Below are 17,764 nucleotides of genomic sequence, written 5' to 3' on the forward strand. Positions count from 1 at the left end.
GTCTTAGAGACCCCAGCGCAGCATTAACAACACCAGCACGACAAGGAACACCGTCTCCCCCACCATCAACAGGATCGGCTTGATGCCGACAGCGGCCAACTCCTTGAGCTGGGTCTTCATACCCAAGGCGCTGATGGAAACCACCAGGCACCAGCGCGACAATTCATTGACCGATCCCTGCACCGCCGGGGCCACCCATCCGGTGCTGTTGATACAAGCCAGAATCAGAAACCCGACGGCGAACCAAGGCAGCAGCGGCGGTCGTTTGCCGGTCGGGTCAGCGCCCTGCATGCGGGTAATCATGGCGGCGCAGACGATCACCGGCAGCAGCATGGCGACCCGCATCAGCTTGACCACCGTGGCGGTATCGCCGGTCTCGGTCGACATGCTGTAACCGGCACCGACGACCTGGGCGACATCGTGGATGGTCGCCCCCAGGAACACGCCCGCCACTTGTGGCGACAACGACAGCCAGTTGGCAATCATCGGGTACACGATCATCGCCAAGGTCGACAGTGCCGACACCCCAATCACCGTGAACAACGTCGCGCGCTCTTTCTGCGGGTGATTGGGCAATGCCGCCGCCAGCGCCAACGCTGCCGATGCACCACAAATCGCGGTGGCGCCACCGGTGAGCATGCCGAACAAACGCTGGAATCCCATGGCCTTGGCCGCGATCACCGAGACTCCGATAGTCACCACCACCACAATCACCACCAGCGCCACAGGCTTCCAGCCCAGCGCGGCAATCTGTTCGAGCGTGATGCGCATGCCCAGCAACGCCACCCCAATGCGCAACACCGTGCGCGCAGTGAACTCGATGCCAGCCTTACAGGCACCGTCACCGGCCAGAAAGTTCAGCGCCATGCCCAACAGCAAGGCAAATAGCATCACCGGCGCACCGTAGTGCTCGGACAAAAAGGACGCTGCGGCAGCAACGATCAAGCTGACGACAAAACCTGGCGCCAGTTCGCGCGTTCGGCTGTGGATACGGGTGAGAGCGATGGCGCTCATGGCGCGGCCTCCTCGGGAACGATGACGATGAACGCCTGGCCGTCGATGATCTCGACCGGGTAGTTGGCGACTTTGACAGCAGTGGAATTGAGCAAGTAACCGCTGCGCAGATCGAAGCGCAGGCCGTGGGCGCAGCACTGAATCACCCGCCCCTCAAGGCGCCCGCCACACAACGAGGCGCCTTGGTGCGGGCAACTGTCGTCGATGGCGAACACGTCACCTTCGACGTTGAATAACGCCAGGCTTTTGTCATCGAATTCGAACAGTGCACGACCGCCCGCCTGCGGGAGTTTTCCGGCAGGCACGGGGATACGCCGGTTCATGCCGGTTGCCACTCGTAATCACTTTCCTTGAGTGATTCGTTCATGGCTCCGAGCAGCGCCTGAGCAGGTTGTGCGCCGATCACCGTCATGCGGCGGTCGAACTGAAAGCTCGGCACGCCACTGGTCGCGCCGGGGAAGCCTTCAAATGGCGTGGCGTCGCCCTTCAGGCAATCGAGCACCACGTCCGTATCGACGCCGCAGGAACGGGCAATGGCGAGCAAGGTCTCGCGGCACCCCAGGTTTTCGCGTTTGCGGAAATAAGCGGCGAACAGCCGTTCGAGCAACATTTCACGCTGAGTAGCATTGCCCAGTACGCTGACTCGTTCGAACAAACGGTGGGCGTCTGCGGTGTTGGGCATCGTCTCGATGTGGCTGAGGTCGATGGTCAGTCCAACCGCCGCGGCAGCCTGCTGTACCTGGGCTTGGCGCATGGTCATAGCGTCGGCATTGCCCAGACGTTTGCGGTAGAAATCGGCGAAGGGCTCACCTTGTACCGGCAACTGAGGCAGCAACTGCACGCCATGCCACACCGTGGTGATCTGCACATCCGGGTGGCGACTGCGAAACTGTACCTGCGCATGCTCCAGTTGACGCTTGCCGATCAGGCACCAGGGGCAGATGAAATCGAAGAACACATCAATACGTAAACGACCACTCACAACTTCACCTCTAACACGGATTCGTCCACCGGATCGTTGATCCGCTCGCCCTTAAGCCGGGCAATGTCCTTGTGGTAATGACACTTGGCATAAAAGAACACGGCCGCAGCCGCGATGCTGACCAGCGGCACCCACTGAAAAGCAGCCTGCAAGCCGATGAGGTCGGACACCTTGCCGGTGATGAACGGCCCAGGCGCCAGCCCCAGCATGTTGTTGGCCAGGGTCAGCGTGGCGAAGGCCGTGCCATGGACCGAGTAGTGGGTCAGGTTGGCAACCATGGCGCCGCAAGGGCCGGTCGTGCCGGCGGCAATCAACATGCCCAGGCAGATCAGCGCCAATTGCACAGGCCCTGGTGGCAGGGCGAATGCTGCCGACAACAGCAGGCAACTGCCCAGGCAATAGGCGATGGCCAAGGCGACTTTGCGCTCCGGCGAATGGCGCGACAGTCGATCGCTGAGCATGCCGCACAGGATCATCCCCGCACCGCTGCACAGCACGATGATCGCCGCGACACCACCCGCCTTGTCCGTGGCCATGTCGTAATAACGATTGAGGTAACTGGGCATCCACACAATGACGGTTCCGCCGACGAACAGTTGCAAGCCACTGCCGATGTAGGCAGCGATCACCGAGCGGCTGGAAAACAGCGTACGCAACGGACGCTTGACCGCGGCAGCCGCCTTGTTCGCCGCCAGGGAGGCACGTTGTGGCGCAATGCGTGCTTCCTTGACGATGACCGGGTAAAGCACTGCCAGCAGCAGGCCGAACAGCGCCATGCCGGCAAACGACCAGCGCCATCCAAGCTTCGCAGCGATTGCACCGCCCAGCGCCATGCCTAATACCGAACCGAACATGCCGCCCGCCATAAAGGCACTGGCCAGGGTTGCCCGCAGGTGTTTGGGAAACACCGAAATCACCACCGCAATGCCGACGCTGCCGTACGCCGCTTCGCCGACGCCGACCATGAACCGTGCAATGAACATCTGCTGATAGTCCTGCGCCACTGCGCAGCCCAGCGTCGCCAGGCTCCACAGCAAAGCCATCAGCGCCAGGCTCTTGACCCGGCCGAAGCGATCCGCGAGCAATGACAGGGGAATTGTCAGCAGCCCCACCATCAGAGCGACAATGCCACTGAGCAGGCCGAGCTGGCCGTCGCTCAAGGCCCATTCGCCCTTGAGCATCGGGAACACCGCGTTCAGCACCTGGCGCGACATGTAATCGGAAATCAACAACCCGAACGTCAGTGCGAAGACGATCCAGGCATACGGGCGCGCAACACCGACAGCACAGTCGTCATCGTCTGCGGCGATTGGGTGAAAGGCCATGCAGCCTCCTCAAAGCTTTGTTTTATTGTTGTTATCAAGCGTGTTGCAGTGCAGCGAGCGGGAGGTCATTGATCTCCCGCTTCGTCTGCCGATCAGCCGCGTTGCGGAACACCTTTCTGCCCAGCCTTGCGGTTGGGGGCCATACCGTTGGCCAGCAGCGTTTCTTCGATGCTCTGGTACTGCACGCCGATGCGGTAGATCTCGCGGGCTTCTTTACCGGTGGCGATTTCGCGACCCAGTTCATGAGCGATGCGCACGGTCTGCTTGATCTGCGCAACTGAGCCGAAACGATCGCCCTTGTGATCAATGATAGTGTCTTCATTGCCCACACGCGGGTGCATACCCATGGCCATCGACATGGTGTTGAACGGCATGACGTTCTTGAGCAGCGACTCGGAGGTCAGGGTGCAACCGTCTGGTGCGCGGTGGATGAAATTGAAGAAGTTGAACGGATTGGGGCCATCGAAACCGCCGCCGATGCCGATCCAGGTCAGGTTCAACGGGCCCTTGTAGACGCCCTTGCGCACCAGACGCTCGAGGGTTTCCATCGCGTGCATGCCGGTCAGCTGGAAGTGCGGCTGGATGCCGTTGTCCATCAGACGCTTGAGGTGTTCGGCGACCCAGGCCGGACCTGCCGGTACGGTCATTTCGCTGTAGGCGGCCTGATACAGGGGGTTTGCCAGGGACGTGCCTTCCAGGTATTCCGGATACAGCAGTTCCATGATGTTCATCTGGGTGGTGTTGATCGCCACCGTGACTTGATCCGGTTTTGGCGTCAGCTCGGCCAGCATGTGGCGCGTATCGTCCGACAGCCACTTGGCGGCTTCGCCATCGCTTTCCGGCGCGAAGGAAATCGAACCACCGACCTGGATGATCATGTCCGGCACCGCTTCACGCACGCCGGCGATCAACTCGTTGAACTTGGACAGGCGCTTGGAGCCCTTGCCGTCCAGTTCGCGCACATGCAGGTGCAGAACCGTGGCACCGGCCTCATAACATTCGACCGCTTTTTGCACCTGTTCGTCCATGGTCAGCGGGATGTCTTCGGGGAAGTCTTCCGGCATCCATTCCGGGCCGTACGGGGCCACGGTGATGACCACCTTTTCCATGTTTTCCGGGTGCAGGGAATCGTCGAAGAATTGCATGAGTTACTCCTGTTTTTATGATTGTCGCGCCCACCCGGGTTCGTGCCGGGCAGACGTCTTTACGAGTGCGAATGCAGAAGGGGTCGATCAGTAAGTCTTGTCGCCGATGATTCCGGCACGCTCCATCTTGCGATGGCACGGCGGGTAATCCATGACGGCGTAGTGTTGGGTGCTGCGGTTGTCCCAGATGGCGATGCTGTTGGGTTTCCAGCGCCAGCGCACCTGATACTCGGGGATGTAGGCCTGGCTGATCAGGTAGCGCAGCAACTCGCTCGCGCCCGGGTTGGCGTCCTGGCCGAAACGCACCCGCTCAGGGGTGTGGTAATTGCTCAAGTGCGTCGTGAAGGCGTTGACGAACAGCACCTTCTCCCCGGTTTCCGGGTGGGTGCGCACCACCGGGTGTTCGGCATCCGGGTACATCGCCTTGAGCGCCAGACGTTTTTCGATCGGCATGGCGGCGCCAAAGCTTGCTTCGATACTGTGGCGGGCGCGCAGGTCGGCAATCTTCACCTTCACGTCTTCCGGCAAGCGCGCATAGGCCTCGACCATGTTGGCCCACATGGTGTCGCCGCCTACCGGCGGGCACTCTACACAGCGCAGTACGCAGCCCATCGGCGGTGCCTCGCGCCAGGTCGCGTCGGTGTGCCAGGCGTTTTCGTAGCGGTCCATCGGCTGGTCCGGGTTCTTGTAGATGCGCACCAGCCCTGGGTGATCCGGATCGCTGCCGGCCACCGGATGATCCTCCAGTTCGCCAAAGCGCCGGGCGAAGGCCACGTGCTCGTCGCGAGTGATGTCCTGATCACGCAGGAACAGCACCCGATGCTTGAGCAACTGAGCACGAATCTCGGCAAAAAGACCGTCGTCATGCACCGCATCGGCGAGGTTGACGCCGATCAGTTCGGCGCCAATGCTGCAGGTCAATTGTTCGACTTTCATGGCAGACGACTCCCTTAAATGACGAAAATCGACGAGCCCGTGGTCTTGCGTGATTCCAGGTCGCGATGGGCCTGGATGGCATCCTGCAAAGCGTAGTGCTGGTTGATCTCGATCTTGATCCGACCGCTGCCGACATGGTCGAACAACTCGCCCGCCAACGCGGCTTTTTCCGCCGGGTCGGCGATGTAATCGGCCAAGGCTGGACGGGTCATGAACAGCGAGCCTTTCATCGCCAGCATCACCGGGTCGAAGGCCGGGATCGGACCGGATGCCGTGCCGACACAGACCATCAGGCCGCGACGCTTGAGCGAATCCAGCGAACCCATAAAGGTGTTCTTGCCGACGCTGTCGAACACCACGTTGACCCCCACGCCGTCCGTCAACTCGCGAACGCGCTGGGCGACGTCTTCATGGCTGTAGTTGATGACATGCTCGCAGCCATGGGCACGAGCGATTTCACCCTTGGCCTCGGTGGACACGGTGCCGATGACGGTCAGGCCGAGCAGCTTGGCCCACTGCGAAACGATCAGACCCACGCCACCGGCAGCGGCGTGCAGCAGAATGCTGTCGCCGGCCTTGAAATCGTAAATGCGCCGCATCAGGTACGACGACGTCAGGCCGCGCATGGTCATGGCCGCGGCGGTCTCGAAACTGATGGTTTCCGGCAGTTTGATCAGCGGTGCGGCCGGGATCAGGCGCTCGGTGCTGTAGGCCCCCAATGTATTGAGAAAGCCGGTGTAGGTGACGCGATCACCCACGCGGACATTGGTAACCCCCTCTCCGATGGCCTGGACCACACCGGAGGCTTCAACCCCCATGCCATTGGGCATCGGGATCGGGTAAGTGCCATTGCGAAAGTAAGTGTCGGCATAGTTCAGGCCGACCGCCACATGACGAAGACGAACCTGGCCTGGACCGGGATCGCCAACTTCGACCTCCTCATAACGAAGGACTTCGGGACCACCGGTTTCGTAGAAGCGTACGGCTTTGGCCATTTTTTCTTATTCTCCAATCTGCAAGATGGGCGTGCTGCGTCGAATTGCGCTGATTGGACTGTAGGACGCCGTCTGACGAGTCGCTTCTCATCAGACGACAATGGCTTTTCATTTCATGACAACTACCTGGTTGTACGAATCCCGGAAACGAGAAAGCCCGGCGAGTGGGCCTAAGGCTGTTCACTTAAGGTTTGGGTACATATCCGTTTTTGCGGTAACGGCGGCTATCGGTTTCGCTTTTACAGCGAGTCACTTGGAAAAGCCCCAAGTAACCAAGGGCTCTTGCCCCTGTCGTTCGGTGCCTCGCCTAGGCTCGGCATGCCCTCGCTCCGGTCCTGCTCCGTGGGCCCGCCGCCATCCATGCCGGGTTGCCCACTGCGCAGAACCTCCACTCGGCCTCTCGATGGGACGGTGCATCAAGATCAAAAGCTGCAGGCGAGCTAACGCTCGGCCTGTTGAGTGGTGAAAAGCAAAAGCTGTACGCCGATTGATCGTTCCCACGCTCTGCGTGGGAATGCCGCCGGGGACGCTCCGCGTTCCGCTGTCGACGCTAGGCTTGAGTCCTGCGCAGAAGTAACGCGGAGCGTCACGGGATGCATTCCCACGCAGAGCGTGGGAACGATCAGGCGGTGAGCGCGGAGTGTTGTTGATCTAGCTTTGGCTTTGGCTTTTGATTTTGATCTGTTGCCCCTTTCCCAGAGGCCGAACGCAGGTATTGCGCAGGGGGCACCGCGGCAAGGATGCCGCGGTAGCCGCCCCCGGCCATGGATGGCCGATGGCGGCGGGCCCCCGGAGCAATGCCGGAGTGAGGGCATGCCGAGCCTAGGCGAGGCACCGAATGGAGGGGCAAAGCGTTTTGCTTCCTTTTGGGCGTCTGCAAAAGGGAGTCGCTGTAAAAGCGAAACCGCCAGCAGCCATCACCGCAGAAACGGATATGCACCCCAACCTTAAGTGAACAGCATTACGGCAAGTAGGCCGGGCTTACTCGTTTCGGGAGTAGGCTCAATGCTGCTGGCGCTGTTTCTGTAGCTCTGTCTTCAGCCAGGTGCTCGTCGGCTGGACGCCTGTTGAGCAACGCACTTCATAGGCTTTGCCATTCATGCTGCTTTTAGTGGCAGCGAGATCGATGAAGTCTTCTGCGCTGCTCACCAGGTTCTTGCCTTCGAGATAATTCAGCTTCTTTTCGAGGTGTGCCCGAGCCTGGGGTCCAGGGTATTCACTGCCGTTGCGCACGAACTTGCACTCACTGCGCTCCACAAAATCCAGCAAGCCCTTTATCTCCTGGTTCGCCTGTGGCGAAGTTTGAGCCTGAGCACCGCCCGCCACTGCAAAAAGGCCGATAGAAGCAGTGATCAACCATTGGCGAAAAATCGGCCGAGTCATTGCTACTTTCAAAATCCACATGGTTCTTCCTTGTCCAAAAAGGGATAACTGTAGCGCGACGTCACCCGAGCAACCAGCAGAACGCTGTGCGATGTTCTTCGTTCGAAAGGATCAACCTTAAGAGAAAGGGGATCAATGAGCCCAATGCCTCTGTGCGCGAGCAGTTGGCCAAAGTCGCAGTTACTTATCCCTGTATCGGCATCAGACTCATTGATCGTTGCCCAGCTCAATGTTGGGCGATTTCCATCAAACAGAATGGAGATGCATTGGCGCGTCATTAGCGGCCATGCACTATTTTTTTAACAAAACAACTTCGGCACGTCTAATCACCTTTTTCCCCGGCCTTATAGGCTCCGGAAATATCGGCACCACCATTCGTCGCATCAAAAACGTTGCGCGATTTTTTTGACTATTTCTGGCTTAAGGTTTGCAGAAGACGCTCGTAGCTGCCCCAGAACGACGTAATTCTGACGCGACAGCACTTTAATTAACGCTTAGGACGCCAGCGATGCGCTTGGTCAGTCACCGGGAGATGTAACGTGTCAACTCTCAACGAAATCGCAGCGAACCACGCGAGAATGGCCAAGGCTCTTGTCGAAGAGTCGACCGGGCTGAGTGAGCGCCACACCCAGATTGTGGACAGTTTCGAAGTTCCATCCATGGATGCGCAACACATGCCTCTGCACCTTATCGCCGGAGTGCAGGACAACCATTTCGGGCAAGCAACGGCCTACTTGCTCTGACGGTGTTTGATCCGGGCAGCCGTTGGGCAGGCGGTTAAGGCCTGCCTGCCGGCGCGGTAAGGTCGAGTACCACTTCTTGGCCTAAACTCAACTGACTAGCCCGTTGGGGAGCTGCCGGAGTGGCATTCCCATGCTCGAAAATTTAGAGATGTCGCGCGTCAAGCGCTTCGCCGCAAACGTTGCCGGCCGAGATTTCGCGGTCGGTGACATTCATGGCCATTTCACTCGGTTGCAGGATGCTCTGGATGCAGCCGGGTTCAACCAAATGGTAGATCGCCTGTTCAGTGTTGGCGATCTGATTGACCGTGGGCCCGAGTGCCTTGATGCGCTCGATTGGCTGGACAAGGCATGGTTCCACCCGGTGCGAGGCAACCATGACGACTACGTGGTGTGCTTCGATACCTGCGATGTCGACAGCTGGATCGACAACGGTGGTTCATGGTTCGTGGACCTGCCGCTGTTCGAGAAGCAAGCATTCGCGGCGCAGTTCGCCAAGCTCCCTATCGCGATCGAAGTCGAAACTGCCTACGGCCTGATCGGCATCGTGCACGCCGATTGTCCATTTCCATCATGGCAACAATTGCGAAAGGAACTAGAGTCGCCGGAAAGCCACAGGCGTCTGCAGGAGCTGCAGCACTACTGCATGTGGTCACGAAGGCGAATCGATCAGCAAGAGACGCATGGCGTTGAAGGCCTGCGCGCACTGGTCGTAGGGCATACGCCGCTTTATATGCCAGTCAGCCTTGGCAATGTGATTCACATCGATACGGGTGGCTGGAGGCCGGACCGTGGTTATTTCACCCTGCTGGATCTCGAAACGCTCGAAACCATCCCCGCAAGCTAACTCAACACGGATTAGCCAACGCCATTCACTCAAAAAAAAACCCGGCCTCATCAGCCGGGTTCTTTATTAGCTATTCAGGTGGCATCACTGCCACCCACCATCAACAGCACTTCGGCCCGGCCTTGCTTCCGTAACGAGCTTCCTGGCGTTCCCGAAAGAACACCTCATAACTCATCACCGGTTTGTCCGGGTGCTTGGTTTGCATGTGCTCGACGTAGGTGTCGTAGTCGGGCATGCCGACCATCAGGCGCGCGGCCTGACCGAGGTATTTACCGAGGCGACTCAGGTCATTGAACATGCTGCAATCCTCGATCAAGCGTCCGGCAGTGCCTGGAATGGCGCTTCTTTATCCGTACGTTCTTTAGTACCCCAGGCGGCGATACCGACCTTGAGTGCAAAGAACAGGATGCTGAAGACCACCAGCAAGAACAGCGCGGTCAGCGTTGCGTTGGTGTACGCGTTGTAGATCACGTGCTGCATCTGGTCGATGCTCTTCGCCGGGGCAAGGATCTGACCGTTGGCCAGCGCATCGCTGTACTTCTTGGCCAAGGCCAGGAAACCGATCGCCGGGTTGGCATCGAACAGCTTGATGAAGCCTGCGGTGGTGGTGCAGATCAGCAGCCACACGGCGGGCAGCATGGTGACCCAGACGTAGCGCTGGCGTTTCATTTTGATCAGCACAACGGTCGCCAACATCAGCGCGATACCGGCCAGCATCTGGTTGGAGATACCGAACAACGGCCACAAGGTGTTGATGCCACCCAGCGGATCGATCACGCCCTGGTACAACAGATACCCCCACATCGCCACACAACCGGCGGTTGCGATCAGGTTGGCGGTCCAGGATTCGGTGCGTTTCAGCGCTGGCACGAAGGAACCGAGCAAGTCCTGCAGCATGAAGCGGCCAGCACGGGTACCGGCATCGACGGCGGTCAGGATGAACAGCGCTTCGAACAGAATCGCGAAGTGGTACCAGAACGCCATGGTGTTTTCACCCGGCAGAAGCTGGTGCAGGATCTGCGCGATACCGACTGCCAGGGTCGGCGCGCCGCCGGCACGGGCCAGGATGGTGGTTTCACCGATGTCCTTGGCCACTGCTTGCAGCGCTTCCGGGGTAATTGCAAAGCCCCAGCTGCTGACGGTCTGAGCCACCGAAACAGCGTCAGAGCCGACAAGCGCCGCCGGGCTGTTCATGGCGAAGTACACGCCTGGTTCGATCACCGACGCAGCAACCATTGCCATGATGGCCACGAAGGATTCCATCAGCATGCCGCCGTAACCGATGTAACGGGCATGGCCTTCACTGGCCAACAACTTCGGCGTAGTGCCGGAAGCAATCAGTGCGTGGAAACCGGAAACCGCGCCACAGGCGATGGTGATGAACAGGAACGGGAACAACCCGCCCTTCCACACCGGCCCGGTGCCGTCGATGAACTGGGTGAGTGCCGGCATTTTCAGGTCGGGCATGGTGATCAGGATGCCGATCGCCAACGCCACGATGGTGCCGATTTTCAGGAAGGTCGACAGGTAATCCCGCGGCGCCAGAATCAGCCACACCGGCAATACCGCGGCGACAAAACCATAGCCGATCAACATCCAGGTGATCTGGACCCCGGTGAAGGTGAAGGCCTTGGCCCAGACTGGATCAGCGGCAATCTGCCCACCCAGCCAGATCGAACCGAGCAGCAACAGCACACCGACGATGGAGATTTCACCGATGCGACCCGGGCGGATGTAGCGCATGTAAATGCCCATGAACATCGCGATCGGGATGGTCGCCATCACCGTGAACATACCCCACGGGCTTTCGGCCAGGGCTTTTACAACGATCAGCGCCAGCACCGCGAGGATGATGATCATGATCAGGAAGCAGCCAAACAGCGCGATGGTGCCGGGGATGCGGCCCATTTCCTCACGAACCATGTCGCCGAGGGAACGGCCGTTGCGGCGGGTGGACATGAACAGGACCATGAAGTCCTGAACGGCACCGGCCAGCACCACGCCGGCAATCAGCCACAACGTGCCGGGCAGGTAGCCCATCTGCGCCGCCAGGACCGGACCGACCAGCGGCCCCGCGCCAGCGATGGCTGCGAAATGGTGACCGAAGAGTACGTGTTTGTTGGTCGGCACGTAGTCCAGACCATCGTTATTAACGACAGCCGGTGTGGCACGATTGGGATCGAGTTGCATCACCTTGGTGGCGATGAACAGGCTGTAGTAACGATAAGCGACGAGATAGATAGCGACTGCTGCGACTACGATCCAGAGTGCGTTGATCGCTTCGCCGCGGCGCAGGGCCACGACACTTAGCGCAAACGCTCCCAGGACAGCCACGGCAAACCAGGCGAGGTGTTTAGCCAGACGGGGCATAGCGTGTCTCCTGCCGACAGCCAGTGGACTGCGGCGGTAATTTTTATAATTGTGTCCGCTGTGCGGAGCTGGCCCAATATCCCCGCATGCCGTCTACAAATAAATCCGCGTTACTACGTACGCGGGATCTACGTAGTTCTACGTAGATGGCGCCGCACCCACAGGGGAATGCTGTACACCTACGAGTAATTGGTCGGCTGTCAGGCCGCCTTCGCGAGCAAGCTCAGCTCCTACAGACTGACCGACACCCCAGCCACAGGTCATTCCGTCCAGCACCGCTACTGGACGCGCGTATCTTTGGCATATGATGCCGGGCCTTCGCCTTCCCTCGGTCCGGACAGGAGCAGAGATGCAGCTCAAACACAAAATCGTCGCGCTCGGGATTCTGCCGCTGGTGTTGGCCATCGCCGTCATCTGCGCGCTGGTGATTTCCATGAACCGGCAACTGGGTGAACAACAGGCGCAACTGATCGAAGACAGCATTCTGGCCAGCAAGCGCGCCGAACTTAAGAACTACGTCGAAATGGCGCAAAGCCTGATCGAGCCGCTGTACGACGACGGTCACGGTGATGAGCACGCACAGCAAAAAGTGCTGGAAGAACTGCGCAAGCTCAGCTTTGGCATCAATGGCTACTTCTTCGTCTACGACCACGAAGGTCGCAGCCTGATGCACGCGCGCCAGTCCGAGCTGGTGGGCAAATACCTGTGGGACATGAAGGACCCTCACGGTTTGCCGGTGATCCAGGCGTTGCTCAAAAGTGCGCAATCGGGCGAAGGCTTTCAACGCTACGCCTGGAACAAGCCCTCTTCCGGCCAGGTGACCGACAAGCTCGCTTATGTGGTGATGCTGGATCGTTGGGGCTGGATGCTCGGCACCGGCATCTACCTTGAAGACGTTGAGCGCGCAACCCAACAGGCGCGTGACGAAGTGGCCCAGGGCATTCGTAAAACCATGCTGGCGATTGCCGCGGTGGCCCTCGTGGCGGTGCTGTTTGTCTTCGCCAGCGGCATGACGCTGAACGTCAGCGAGCATCGCCTGGCCGACAAAAAACTTCAGCGCCTGACTCAGCGTATCGTCAGCTTGCAAGAAGAAGAGCGCTCACGGGTTTCCCGTGAACTGCACGACGGCATCAGCCAACTACTGGTCTCCATCAAGTTTCAGTTCGAGCTGGCCAGCCATCTGCTCGAGAATGGGCAAGCTCACGACAAGGGTTTGAGTACGCTGAGAGACGCCACGGAACGCCTGGGGGAAGCGATTGGCGAGGTTCGCAGCCTTTCCCACGACCTGCGTTCCTCGCTGCTCGACACCTTGGGCCTGCCGGCGGCAATCGGTCAACTCGCCGCAGAATTCGAGCAACGCAGCGGCCTGGTGGTGACTTACAACGACAACGAATTCGACTGTCACTTGGTCGATGGGGCAGCGGTCTCGCTGTTTCGCATCGTGCAAGAGGGCCTGACTAATATTGAACGACATGCCCAGGCTAAAAACGTCTCCATTACCCTGCACGGGTCTGAAGATTCCATACGGTTGACGGTGGTCGATGACGGTATCGGTTTCAACGTCGCCCAGGTCGAACGTCGTCATGCGGGCATTGGCCTGCGTAATATCCGTGAGCGTGTCGAGCATTTTGGTGGACGATTCGACCTGAACTCGATGCCGGGAAGAAGTGAGCTGGACGTTTGGCTGCCAATGAAAATGCCCGGTACAACACGCTGACTCGCCCCCTGACAACAAGAGTGAATACCCGCGATGAACCTGCCCTACCCGATCCGCGTCGCCCTGGTCGACGATCACGCCCTGGTCCGCGACGGGATCAAAGCGCTGCTGGCGGTCATGCCCCCCCTGGAAGTGGTGGGCGAAGCCGAGAGTGGCGCGGATGCCATCGAAATGGTCGGGCGCTGCCAGCCGGACCTGTTGCTGGTCGACATCAGCCTGCGGGACATGAACGGGCTCGAGCTGACCCGGGTGTTACGCAGCCAGTACCCGTCGCTCAAGGTGCTGGTGCTCAGCATGTACGACAATAATGAATACGTGAGTGAGTCCGTTCGCGCGGGGGCCAGCGGCTATGTACTGAAGAACTCACCGTCGCGGGAAATCATAGCGGCGATCGAAGCCATCGCCAGTGGCGGCACGTTCTACAGTGCCGAGATCGCCCAGCGGCTCATCGCCGATAAAAATACCGACAACGAGCTGACACCGCGCGAGAGCCAGGTGTTGTACAAGATGGCCCAAGGGTTGAACAACAAAGAGATGGCCCGCGAACTGGACATCAGCGTTCGCACGGTAGAAACCCATCGCTTGAGCATCCGCCGCAAACTCAACATCGACAAACCGGCGGCCCTGGTCAAATACGCGATCGATCACGGCATCATCTCGCGGTAGCGGATATGCATCATTTGCCGCTGTGATTCTGGTCTTGTGCACCCCGGTCCGAATTTCAGGCAAAAAAAATCCCAGGCAGCTGATGGACGCCTGGGACTCAAAATGCATAAACCGTGGTGGTGAACGCGGGGCGAATATTACTTAATATGTCTGCCTGTAACAAGATATTTTGATTCACTATCCAGTTACTAAATCTTCTAACTCATTAAATATCCACATATTTTTTATGGGCGAGCACCGACAAGGACAGATTTAGAGGTACCAGCGATACTCCCGCGCACTGATGTCCTGCAGGAATGCCAAATGGTCCTGGCGCTTGTTTTCGCAGTAGACATCCACGAACTCCGCCCCCAAACCCTCGCGCAGCTGAACGTTGTTTTGCATCGAACGCACGGCCTCCAGCATCTCCAGCGGGAAGTCGATTCCGCTGCCACGATCTTCGTTGAGGGGTGCAATCGGTTCACGCCCCACTTCCAGCCCTTGCTCCAGCCCTACCAGAATCGCCGCCAACACGAGATAAGGATTGGCATCCGCGCCCGCCAGGCGATGTTCGATGCGCAGATTCTTAGCGTCCGACTCAGGCACCCGCAGACAAGCGTCACGATCTTCAAAGCCCCAACTGGCGCGCGTCGCGACATTCACCGTGCCGCTCAAGCGACGCATTGCGTTGTGATTCGGTGCAAAGATCGGCATGCAATGCGGCAACACTTCAAGGCAACCGGCCACTGCATGGCGCAGTGCCTGCTGATCGTTAGCCGCCAACAGGTTGGTTCCCGCCTCGTCGTAAAGGCTCACATGCACATGCATGCCGCTACCGGGGTGCTGCAAGTAGGGTTTTGCCATGAAGCTGGCGCGGTGGTTGTGCTTGAGGGCCACGCCCCGTGTGCTGCGGCAGAACAGGGCCGCCCAGTCGGCCGCACGCAGGCCGTCGTCAAGGTGACCGAAATTGATCTCGAACTGGCCCGGGCCCAACTCCGCAGTGATCACCGTGGCATCGATGCCTTGTGCCCGCGCCGTCTCGACCATGTCATCGAGCACCGGTGAAAATCTCGACAGCCGTTCGATGTGCATATTCGGCTGATCATCGGCATCGTCGGTCAGTTGATCGCGAGGGAACTGTGGCAAGCCGTCACGAAGCTGGCGATCGAACAGATAGAACTCCAGTTCGAACGCGACCACGGGGAAAATCCCTTTTCGGCCGAGGCGCTCAAGCACCTGCGCCAACACTTCACGCGGCCCGAAAACGATAGGCTTTTCAGTACCGCTTGAGGTAATCAGCATCTGCCCCAGCGGTTGTTTTTCCCAGCTCACTGGCTTGAGCGTACCGGGCACCAGGCGGCGTGGAGCATCCGGGTCGCCGTCGTTGAAACAGTAGTCGCCGATTTTGAACAGACCGCCCTGCGTGCCCAGCAACACACAGTTTTGCGGCAGCTTGAGCGCGCTGCCTGCGGCGACTTTCTCGAGCATTTCTATCGGGTAGCGCTTACCGTAAAAATGCCCGGGGATATCCAGGGAAATCAGGTCAACGTAACGCACCTGCGGGAAGCGCTGACGAAACGCGCGAACCTCAGCAACCAGATCAGAGCAGACAGCATCCATCGTTAGTGTTCCTTGTTGTTTTTATCAGGTGTAAACCCAAAGCACCCGGGCGAGCTGATCCGAGAGGTTGCCATAGCGACAATGTGTGTGACTGGCCAGCTGAAAACTGTCGCCGGTGCGCAATGTCACCGGTTTATCGTCATCCAGCCACAGCGTCAGCTCACCCTCGAGGACATAGCCACCCTGCTCCGAGCTGTCGTTCATGTGCCGATCACCACTGCTGGCGCCGGGCTCCAGTTGGCTTTCAAGCATTGAAAAGGACGCCCTCATCTTCGGAGAGACGAGGATGTCGGTAATCCCGTCGGCGTAGTACAGCGTGCGTCGCTCATCCGGGCGGGTCACCCAAGGCAATGCCATGGGCTTGGGCAAGCTATAGAAATAGGTGGTCGGCACGCCGAGGGTTTCGCTGATGGCGGTCAAGTCCGCCACCGTGGGACGTGACAACCCCCGCTCGACTTGCGAAAGAAACCCGACCGAACGACCGATTTTGTCCGCCAGCTCTTTGAGCGTGTACTTTTTGTGTTTGCGCAGGTCCTGGATCAGGATCGCCAGCGCCGAGATTTCTTCTTGCATGTCCATCTAAAGGCTTCCCGAAATTGATGCTTCAAATACTGTCGCGCAGCCGATACCAGGCCTTGCCGATGGCTTCCAGCGGTGCGGCCAAATACTTTCCACCGGGAAAACTGCCGTTGATCAAACCCTGGTACAACGCCAGCTCATCCGTCTGGCCAAGTATTGCGTCGGACACGGCACGCGCCCCGGACAATGTCGGCAGCACGCCATGCCCGGAGTAACCCTGCAGCCAGTAGAGATCGCCACGTCGACCGATGTCAGGCGTGCGCTTGAGGGTCAGATCGATGTGTCCTCCCCAGGCAAAGTCCAGTTCGACGCCCTTGAGCTGGGGAAACACGCGTTCCAGATAGGGCCGTGTCGCAGCGGCGATGTCCTTCGGCATGCCGCCCAGGTAAGTGCAACCACCACCGAACAGCAGGCGGTTGTCCGGCGTACGGCGGAAATAATCGAGGACAAACTGGTTGTCGGTGACGCATACATTGCCGGGTAGCAACGCGGTCGCCTGTTGCTCTGAAAGTGGCGCGGTGGCCACCTGATAAGTGCCAACCGGTAACACGCAACTCGAAAGCTTCGGATCAAGCCGATCAAGGTAGGCGTTGCACGCCAGCACCAGCACGTCAGCGCGAATGCGACCGCGTTCAGTGGTGACCACGTAACGATCACCTTCTTCGCGATAGCTCAACGCCTTGCTCTGTACATGAATGCGTCCACCGGCCTGTTCAATCGCAGCGGCCAGACCGAGCGCCAGTTTCAGCGGATTCAAATGCCCGCCTTCAGGATCAAACAGGCCCGCCTGGTAGCGCTCACTGGCGACCCAATCAGGCAACGCCTCGCGCGAAATGAACTGCAAATCATCGTGGCCCCACTTGTGGCTGGCCTCGTGTTGCCATTCTGTCAGCAGACTCACCCGACGCGGCATCACCGACGTCCAGAGGTGGCCAGGCCGGTAGTCACAATCGAAATCATGACGCGCGGGCAAGTCTCGCAACTCCCGTGCCGCCCAGCGCATGCTGTCCCATAACCGGCGGGCGCGCTCAAAACCCAGCGCAGCCTCGAGCGGCGGCATGTCACACGACCAACCGAGAATGGCCTGACCGCCATTGCGCCCCGAGGCGGCCCAGGCCACCCGACTGGCTTCCAGCAACGTCACGCGTTTGCCGGCCAGTGCCAGACGCAACGCCGTATGCAACCCACTGAAGCCGGCCCCGATGATCAACACTTCAGTATCCTGCTCGCCCTCAAGAACAGTTCGATCCACCAAGCGATCCGCGCAGGTATGGGCGTAATAGCTGGCGACGTGCCGGGTAGATTGCTGAAACATACGGGCCTCATGAAATTTTATACTTATAATTTCATGAAAAAGTACACGTTAAATTTCACAACCGCAACCGCTCAAGGCGCAAAAAAAATCCCGCCCAGGAGAACCCGGGCGGGATTTTTTCTAAGCAGGCAGCGTTATCGAAGCACCACTG

Annotated in this window: 17 protein-coding genes; 4 read left to right on the plus strand and 13 right to left on the minus strand. The window is 59.1% G+C overall.

Translation table 11 applies throughout. The features are described 5' to 3' along the window. Nucleotides 1-3 precede the first annotated feature (3 nt). The 8 genes from CKW16_RS19055 to CKW16_RS19095 all read right to left on the minus strand — a co-directional run bounded on the left by CKW16_RS19055 (nt 4) and on the right by CKW16_RS19095 (nt 7,780). The gene (locus tag CKW16_RS19055) at nt 4-1,014 is read right to left on the minus strand and encodes a YeiH family protein (RefSeq protein WP_095129698.1); all 1,011 of its coding nucleotides are present in this window, start codon (nt 1,012-1,014) and stop codon (nt 4-6) included. Beyond that, entirely contained in the window at nt 1,011-1,337 is a 327-nt protein-coding gene (locus CKW16_RS19060; RefSeq protein WP_095129699.1) for a Rieske 2Fe-2S domain-containing protein, read from the minus strand. The genes CKW16_RS19055 and CKW16_RS19060 overlap by 4 nt, the downstream gene beginning before the upstream one ends. Next, nucleotides 1,334-1,996: a DsbA family oxidoreductase gene (locus CKW16_RS19065; RefSeq protein WP_095129700.1), complete on the minus strand. Its 663-nt coding sequence runs from the start codon at nt 1,994-1,996 to the stop codon at nt 1,334-1,336. The genes CKW16_RS19060 and CKW16_RS19065 overlap by 4 nt, the downstream gene beginning before the upstream one ends. Then, nucleotides 1,993-3,321, minus strand: a complete 1,329-nt coding sequence (locus CKW16_RS19070) for an MFS transporter (protein WP_095129701.1) — start codon at nt 3,319-3,321, stop codon at nt 1,993-1,995. Before CKW16_RS19070 ends, CKW16_RS19065 begins: the two co-directional genes overlap by 4 nt. A 92-nt stretch (nt 3,322-3,413) precedes the next feature. After that, complete coding sequence (locus tag CKW16_RS19075; RefSeq protein WP_095129703.1) at nt 3,414-4,466, minus strand: 3-keto-5-aminohexanoate cleavage protein; 1,053 nt, start codon at nt 4,464-4,466, stop codon at nt 3,414-3,416. A gap of 87 nt (nt 4,467-4,553) precedes the next feature. After that, nucleotides 4,554-5,402 (minus strand): TauD/TfdA family dioxygenase, encoded by an 849-nt coding sequence (locus CKW16_RS19080; protein WP_095129705.1) that lies wholly within the window; start codon nt 5,400-5,402, stop codon nt 4,554-4,556. A gap of 14 nt (nt 5,403-5,416) precedes the next feature. Next, entirely contained in the window at nt 5,417-6,397 is a 981-nt protein-coding gene (locus tag CKW16_RS19085) for a quinone oxidoreductase (RefSeq protein ID WP_095129707.1), read from the minus strand. A gap of 1,002 nt (nt 6,398-7,399) precedes the next feature. Further along, nucleotides 7,400-7,780, minus strand: a complete 381-nt coding sequence (locus tag CKW16_RS19095; RefSeq protein WP_371918041.1) for a DUF5329 domain-containing protein — start codon at nt 7,778-7,780, stop codon at nt 7,400-7,402. Nucleotides 7,781-8,319: 539 nt separating this feature from the next. Here CKW16_RS19095 and CKW16_RS19100 point away from each other — a divergent pair. After that, nucleotides 8,320-8,523, plus strand: coding sequence for a hypothetical protein (locus tag CKW16_RS19100; RefSeq protein ID WP_046049793.1), 204 nt, complete (start codon nt 8,320-8,322; stop codon nt 8,521-8,523). 130 nt (nt 8,524-8,653) lie between these two features. Next, nucleotides 8,654-9,367: a metallophosphoesterase gene (locus CKW16_RS19105; protein WP_095129711.1), complete on the plus strand. Its 714-nt coding sequence runs from the start codon at nt 8,654-8,656 to the stop codon at nt 9,365-9,367. A gap of 100 nt (nt 9,368-9,467) precedes the next feature. On the opposite strand, the gene CKW16_RS19110 is transcribed toward CKW16_RS19105, so the two are convergent. Together CKW16_RS19110 and CKW16_RS19115 are read right to left on the minus strand one after the other, a co-directional pair. Next, the gene (locus tag CKW16_RS19110; protein ID WP_007900300.1) at nt 9,468-9,665 is read right to left on the minus strand and encodes a YbdD/YjiX family protein; all 198 of its coding nucleotides are present in this window, start codon (nt 9,663-9,665) and stop codon (nt 9,468-9,470) included. Nucleotides 9,666-9,679: 14 nt separating this feature from the next. Continuing rightward, nucleotides 9,680-11,737: a carbon starvation CstA family protein gene (locus CKW16_RS19115; RefSeq protein WP_095129713.1), complete on the minus strand. Its 2,058-nt coding sequence runs from the start codon at nt 11,735-11,737 to the stop codon at nt 9,680-9,682. A gap of 349 nt (nt 11,738-12,086) precedes the next feature. Between CKW16_RS19115 and CKW16_RS19120 the strand changes: the two genes are divergently transcribed. Beyond that, entirely contained in the window at nt 12,087-13,454 is a 1,368-nt protein-coding gene (locus CKW16_RS19120) for a cache domain-containing protein (RefSeq protein ID WP_095129715.1), read from the plus strand. A 33-nt stretch (nt 13,455-13,487) separates the two neighbouring features. Then, on the plus strand, nt 13,488-14,120 hold the full coding sequence (locus tag CKW16_RS19125; RefSeq protein WP_008154581.1) for a response regulator transcription factor: 633 nt from the start codon (nt 13,488-13,490) through the stop codon (nt 14,118-14,120). Nucleotides 14,121-14,372: 252 nt separating this feature from the next. Here the strand turns inward: CKW16_RS19125 and CKW16_RS19130 are convergent, their stop codons facing one another. The 3 genes from CKW16_RS19130 to CKW16_RS19140 are packed head-to-tail and all read right to left on the minus strand — an operon-like array spanning nt 14,373 to nt 17,613. Beyond that, entirely contained in the window at nt 14,373-15,719 is a 1,347-nt protein-coding gene (locus tag CKW16_RS19130; RefSeq protein ID WP_095129717.1) for a glutamine synthetase family protein, read from the minus strand. 24 nt (nt 15,720-15,743) lie between these two features. Next, nucleotides 15,744-16,298, minus strand: a complete 555-nt coding sequence (locus CKW16_RS19135) for a helix-turn-helix domain-containing protein (RefSeq protein ID WP_008154577.1) — start codon at nt 16,296-16,298, stop codon at nt 15,744-15,746. A gap of 25 nt (nt 16,299-16,323) precedes the next feature. Then, entirely contained in the window at nt 16,324-17,613 is a 1,290-nt protein-coding gene (locus CKW16_RS19140) for an FAD-binding oxidoreductase (protein ID WP_095129719.1), read from the minus strand. Nucleotides 17,614-17,764 lie beyond the last annotated feature (151 nt).

This window comes from Pseudomonas sp. Irchel s3h14 (genome assembly GCF_900187425.1).
Classification (GTDB): domain Bacteria; phylum Pseudomonadota; class Gammaproteobacteria; order Pseudomonadales; family Pseudomonadaceae; genus Aquipseudomonas.